Annotated in this window: 4 protein-coding genes; 3 read left to right on the top strand and 1 reads right to left on the bottom strand. The window is 71.7% G+C overall.

Annotation, left to right across the window (positions count from 1 at the left end; translation table 11 throughout):
* The coding region (locus tag AB8Z75_RS32055; RefSeq protein WP_369208187.1) for an MFS transporter at window positions 1-791 on the top strand (791 nt) is incomplete at its 5' end.
* Window positions 792-813: 22 nt separating this feature from the next.
* On the opposite strand, the gene AB8Z75_RS32050 is transcribed toward AB8Z75_RS32055, so the two are convergent.
* A complete protein-coding gene (locus tag AB8Z75_RS32050; RefSeq protein ID WP_369208185.1) occupies window positions 814-1,179 on the bottom strand; it encodes a VOC family protein in 366 nt (121 codons plus the stop codon).
* A gap of 206 nt (window positions 1,180-1,385) precedes the next feature.
* Between AB8Z75_RS32050 and AB8Z75_RS32045 the strand changes: the two genes are divergently transcribed.
* A complete protein-coding gene (locus AB8Z75_RS32045) occupies window positions 1,386-2,858 on the top strand; it encodes a penicillin-binding transpeptidase domain-containing protein (protein ID WP_369208183.1) in 1,473 nt (490 codons plus the stop codon).
* A 214-nt stretch (window positions 2,859-3,072) separates the two neighbouring features.
* Entirely contained in the window at window positions 3,073-3,351 is a 279-nt protein-coding gene (locus AB8Z75_RS32040; protein WP_369208189.1) for a GlsB/YeaQ/YmgE family stress response membrane protein, read from the top strand.
* The last annotated feature ends 174 nt before the right edge of the window (window positions 3,352-3,525 follow it).

The following is a 3,525-nucleotide window of genomic DNA, read 5'->3' as shown; positions in this document are numbered from 1 at the left end:
GCACGGGGGCCGACGGGCAGGGCGGGGAGGGCGGGCGAGCCGGGCAGGTGCGGGCACGCGTCGGCGCGGAGCCCGACGAACGGTTCGTGCTGCACACCGACCCGCGCTCCCTGCCGCCGTGGCGGGCCCTGCTGTACGTGCTACGGGTCCCCACCAACCTCGTGCTGATCGTCGCCTCGGCGCTCGGCTACTTCTTCTTCTCCGGGCTCCGCGCCTTCGCGACCGTCTTCACCACCGACCAGTACGGGGTGAGCACGTCGGTGGCCAGTTCCCTCGTCCTGGTGGTCGGGGCGGGCGGCGTGTGCGGAGTGCTGTTCGGCGGGCGGGCCGCCGACCGGCTGCTGGAGCGCGGACGGGTCGAGGCCCGCGTCCTGGTGCCCATCGTGTGCCTGCTGGCCGTGCCGTTGCTGGTGGCTCCCGCCCTGCACACCACGTCGCTGGCGGTGGCGCTGCCGCTGCTGCTGTGCGGCACGGCGTTCCTCGGCGCGGTGAACCCGCCGCTGGACGCCGCGCGGCTGGACATCATGCCGCACATGCTGTGGGGCACGGCCGAGGGTGCCCGCACCGTGCTCCGCACGCTGAGTGAGGCGATGGCTCCCACTCTGCTCGGTTACGTCGCCGACCACGTCTTCACGGGCAGGCACGCCCTGGAGTACACCCTCTTCCTGTCGCTGGTGCCCCTCCTGGCCGCCGCCCTCATCGGGATCCTCGCCCTGCGCACCTACCCCCGCGACGTCGCCACCGCCGCCGTCTCCACCGCCAACCTGCGCGCGAGCGGCCGGCCCGCCTGAAGGCGACCGGCCCGCGCCGTCCCTACGGCTGATGGCAGACGGCCTCGACGTTGTTGCCGTCGGGGTCGCGGACGAAGGTGCCGTAGTACGCCGCGTGGTACTCGGGCCACAGCCGGGGCGCGTGCAGGATCTCCGCGCCCGCCGCCACGGCTGCCGCGTGGAAGGCGTCCACCGCGGCGCGGTCGGCCGCGGCGAAGGCGAGATGCAGCTCACGCGCGGGCGCGGACCCGTCGGCGGGGCCGAGCCACAGGGCATGCCCCGTGGTGCCGTAACCGATGTTCTGGCCGAACTGCTTCTTGCGCCCGCCGCCCAGCGGCGCGAGCACGGCGTCGTAGAAGGCGGTGCTGGCCGCCATGTCACGGACCTGGAGCGCGAGATGATCGAGCATGCGTCAGCCTGACACGAGGCGTGCGTCACTGTCGCACGCTTTTCTGCGCACTCTGCCGCACGCTTTGCCGCGTGCTTTTCCGCGCACTCTGCCGCGTGCACTCGCCCCTCGGCGAACCTGGGCAGGAGCGCCGGCGAGATGAGAATGTCCTGAGAAGAGCTGTTCGGCAGGAACCCGGGGCCGGGCCGTACGCGTTCTCGTACGGGATGAACAGGACAATCAGGCGTGCGGCCACCGTCACACTGCTCCTGGTGATGGCCCTGCTGCTGCGGGTGACCTGGGTGCAGATGGTGAACGGGGAAGCGCTCGCGGACGACGACCAGAACCGGCGGAACACCATCGAGGAGTACGCGCAGCCGTTCGGAGACATCATCGTGGGCGGCAAGCCCGTGACCGGCTCCCAGCGCGCGGAGGACGGCGGTGACCTGCACTACAAGCGCACCTACACCGACGGCCCCCTCTACGCGCCCGTCACCGGCTTCTCCTCGCAGGTGCGCGGGGCCACCCAGCTGGAGGGCATCTACCAGGACGTGCTCAACGGCACGGACGACCGCCTCAAGGGCCCTCTGGACATGCTGACCGGCGAGCAGGCCAAGCCGGGCAACGTGCTCACCACCATCGACCCCGAGGTGCAGCGCGCCGGCTTCGAGGCGCTGGGCGACAAGAAGGGCGCCGCCGTCGCCGTCGACCCGGACAGCGGCGAGCTCCTCGGCGTCGTCAGCACCCCCTCCTACGACCCGTCGAGCTTCAGCGGCAGCGGCGCGGACGACGACGCGGCCTGGCAGAAGCTGACCGCGCGCAGCGGCAACGACAAGAGCGACGACAAGCCCACACTGAACCGGGCGCTGCGCCAGGCCGTGCCGCCCGGGTCCACGTTCAAGCTGGTGGTGGCCGCCGCGGCGCTGGAGAACGGGCTGTACTCCTCCGTCGACCAGCCCACCGACAGCCCCGACCCGTACACCCTCAAGGGCACCTCGACGGTCCTGCACAACGAGAACAGGGCGGCGCCCTGCGAGGACGCCACTCTGCGGACGGCGCTGCGCTACTCGTGCAACAACGTCTTCGCGAAGCTGGCGACCGACCTCGGGGAGAAGAAGGTCCGTGCGCAGGCCGAGAAGTTCGGCTTCGACGACGAGAAGCAGGACGTGCCCGTCCGCGCGGCCACCTCCCACTACCCCAGCGAGATGGACGACGCCCAGGCCGGTCTGACGGGCATCGGCCAGTTCGAGGTCACCGCCACGCCGCTCCAGATGGCGATGGTCTCGCAGGCCATCGCGCACGGCGGTGAGCTGGTCGACCCGCACATGGTCTCGCAGGTGCAGGACGCCTCAGGGCACACGCTCCAGTCGTACGAGGACCCTGACTCGCACCGGGTGATGAGCGAGGACTCCGCGTCCCAACTCCGGTCGGCGATGCAGACGGTGGTCGACAAGGGCACGGGCAGCAACGCCCAGATCGACGGCATGACGGTCGGGGGCAAGACGGGAACGGCGCAGCACGGCGTCGACAACAGCGGCACCCCGTATGCCTGGTTCACCTCCTACGCCAAGACCGACAGCGGCAAGAAGGTCGCGGTGGCGGTCGTGGTCGAGGACTCGGACGCCGCCCGCGCCGAGGTCAGCGGCAACGGCCTGGCGGCCCCGATCGCGAAGAAGATGATGAAGGCCGCACTGCGGTGAGGCGCGAGGCCGGCGCCTGAGTCGGTGGCCTTCGCGAAAACGGCACCGAGGGGGCCGGCCCCTCGCCGGCGGGGACAGGGCATGATGGGGCCGCAACGATCAACCTCGGGGAGGCCCTTCCATGCCCGCCACGCCGCTCAGCTCCTGGACCCGGCTCGCCGCCGACGGGGGCGACTCGGAGCCGAACGCCCTCTCGGACGCGCTGTCCGACCTGGTGCACTCGGGCGTGGTGAGCTGGATCGTGCTGGGTCTCGCGGCCGGAACGATCGCGAAGATCCTGCTGCCGGGCCGCGATCCTGGCGGTGTCGTGGGCACGGTCCTGATCGGCATCGCGGGCGCCTTTCTCGGCGGTTGGCTCTCCGCGACGTTCCTGGACCGTCCCGTGGCCAACAACGTGGTGGACCCGAGCCTGTGGGTGGCCGCCATCGCCGGCTCCCTCGTCCTGCTGATCGTCTACCGTCTCCTCTTCGGCCACTCCCGCGAACGCCGTTGACTCCGCGAGCCTCGCCCCGCCCGCCCCCAAAGGAGGCGCCATGGCGTCCAAGCGTCGGCGCAAGAAGAAGGCCCGCCCTAACAACGCGGCCAACCACGGCCGTCGGCCCCAGTCCTGAGCGCGGCTCCCCGCGTGCCGTCCCCGTCCGCGGGGCCCGCGCGCGGGGAGCCGCGC

This window comes from Streptomyces sp. PU-14G (genome assembly GCF_041028275.1).
In the GTDB taxonomy this organism is placed as follows: Bacteria; Actinomycetota; Actinomycetes; order Streptomycetales; family Streptomycetaceae; genus Streptomyces.
Note: the sequence above shows the minus strand (reverse complement) of the source record. Positions and strands in the feature narration are given on the sequence as shown.

Bases quoted from the DNA above. Each gene is read 5' to 3' on its own strand.
- AB8Z75_RS32050 (WP_369208185.1), bottom strand. From the start codon at position 1,179: ATGCTCGATCATCTCGCGCTCCAGGTCCGTGACATGGCGGCCAGCACC.
- AB8Z75_RS32045 (WP_369208183.1), top strand. From the start codon at position 1,386: ATGAACAGGACAATCAGGCGTGCGGCCACCGTCACACTGCTCCTGGTG.